Genomic DNA, 1,545 nt, shown 5'->3' on the forward strand with positions numbered 1-1,545 from the left:
AGTCTGTTGACCCGTGCGATTCGTCAAGCTTTGCCCCGCCTTCTCCACGTCCAGTCCGCTGACGCTCTTCAGCATTCCCGGCGCCGTCGCCACCAGCTGCGTCACGTAGTTGCGGACCCGCGCCGCGCCTTCGCCGTGACCGGTATCGACAACCGTAAGCTTGTCGATCGATTTGATCGGCTCGGCCACCTTGCCCGCCAGCTCCGGCAGCATCTTGACGATGATGTCGAGAATGGCCGCCTCGCCGAACTTCTCGAACGCTTCCGCAAGCTTCTGCTTCGCTTCCGCTTCGGCCAAGCCGCGCAGCCGGATCACCTCCGCCTCCGCCGTCCCTTTGGCCCGCTCGGCATCCGCAATCGCCAGACCCTCGAGCCGCTTCTGCTCCGCCTGTGCTCTCGCCTCCGCTTCGATGCGGTACTGCATGGCGTCCGCTTGCGTGATCTGCTTCGCCTTCTCCGCTTCCGCCGCCTGAACGACCGCATACCGGTCGGCGTCCGCCTTCTTCTTCACCTCAGCGTCATACTGCTTCTCGCGACGAAGAATCTCCTTCGCTTCCAAATCGATTTCGCGCTCCTTCCGCACGAGCTCGACACGCATTTGCTCCTCGACGACACTTTGCTTCGAACGCGCCTCCTGGATGTGGTACGCCTGGTCCGCTTCCGCCCGGGCCATATCCTGATCCTTTTTGAAGGCGGCTACCTTCAACTCCTTCTCCTTCGAAGCCTCGGCGATGTTCGTGTCTCGCAGCAGCTCGGCCTTCTGCCCTTCCTCCTCGGCGCGCGCCTTCTGAATCCGCGAATCGCGGAGCGCCTCCGCTTCGGCGATTTCCGCATCCCGCTTCACGGCGGCAATTCTCGGCTTCCCGAGCGCCTCCAGATAACCCTGCTTGTCGCGGACGTCCTTAATCGTAAAGGAAACAATTTGCAGGCCCATTTTCTTCAAATCCTTGGCCGCCACACCTTGAACCTCTTGTGCAAAGCGATCCCGGTTCCGGTACACTTCCTCCACCGTCATCGAGCCGAGAATGGCCCGCAGGTGGCCTTCCAGCACTTCCTGCGCCTCTCCTTTAAGCGCTTCCGTCGGCTTGCCCATAAACTGCTCGGCCGCGGTTGCCACATCCTCGACGGACCCGCCGATCTTGATGATCGCCACGCCGTCGGCAAGCACCGGCACCCCTTGCTCCGTATATACTTCGGGAGTCGAGACGTCAAGCTTATGCGACAGCAGCGACAAAAACTCGGCCCGCTGGAACACGGGAAGAATGAACGAACCGCCGCCGCGTACGATTTTGATTTTGCGTCCGCTGTCATCCGTCAAGACGTTTCTGCTGCCGAGAAACGATCCGGTCACGATCATCGCTTCGTCCGGGCTGACCGTTTTGTACCGCGCCCAGAACGCCAGGCCCAACACGACGATAACGGCAACGACAATTACGGGAACCAACAAGGCATCGCTTATTCCATCCATCTGCACCGCTCCTTCGATAAGTAATTAATGATTGGAGTCCAGACAAGACACCAGCAGTGCGCCGTCCTTCACTTCCAC

1 protein-coding gene is annotated in these 1,545 nt (G+C 60.3%); it reads right to left on the reverse strand.

The features are described 5' to 3' along the window. Positions 1 to 1,467: flotillin family protein (locus QJ48_RS34755; RefSeq protein ID WP_054977810.1), on the reverse strand; the 1,467-nt coding region annotated here is incomplete at its 3' end. Between the last annotated feature and the right edge of the window lie 78 nt (positions 1,468 to 1,545).

Origin of the sequence: Paenibacillus sp. A3 (assembly GCF_001399685.1) — a bacterium.
Taxonomy (GTDB): domain Bacteria; phylum Bacillota; class Bacilli; order Paenibacillales; family NBRC-103111; genus Paenibacillus_G.